The sequence below is a fragment of the Bifidobacterium ruminantium DSM 6489 genome (assembly GCF_000770925.1).
Classification (GTDB): domain Bacteria; phylum Actinomycetota; class Actinomycetes; order Actinomycetales; family Bifidobacteriaceae; genus Bifidobacterium; species Bifidobacterium ruminantium.
Map to the genome: position 1 here is coordinate 1 of NZ_JDTK01000062.1, position 496 is coordinate 496.

A 496-nucleotide genomic window follows, 5' to 3' on the forward strand; every position below is an offset into this window, starting at 1 on the left:
TCATACTTACGCTGATGAAGGGTGATGAGGGTGTCAAGCTCGGCTAAGCCCTTCGCAATTGCCTTCTGTTCGGCGTGATCGGCGGGCACGGCGAAGAACGATTGTGAAATCAGATTCCAATCTGCGCGAGGCATCTTAGAGCCCGAAGATACATTTGCGAGCCTTTGGAAGCTGCCTGTTTGAACCAGCCGGTACAAAAATGAACTGTCACACTCTGTAGCCCTAAGAACCCAAAAATCACCTACAGCTACACCATTGAACTGCGGATATAGCCAATTCATCAAATAAGGACGAAGCTTCCCGTATAGAACATCTCCGGCGTAAAACTTAATTCCCGTTTTGCCGCCTTTCTTGTCGCGCAAATCTTTGTTTAGTGCATCTTCGCCGGGAATGATGTCCTCGTATTCGACTTGAGGCAAATCGGAATCGCTTGACTGAATGGAAACCCTGTCGGTTAGATCAGAGAGCTTACGCTGTTCCCAAGGGTCAGTGAAAC

At 48.6% G+C, this 496-nt stretch carries 1 protein-coding gene; it reads right to left on the minus strand.

Annotated features, from left to right (window positions below; all coding sequences use genetic code 11):
- A partial coding sequence (locus OU26_RS09360) for a restriction endonuclease subunit S domain-containing protein (RefSeq protein ID WP_033499132.1) occupies nt 1–496 on the minus strand: 496 nt, incomplete at both ends.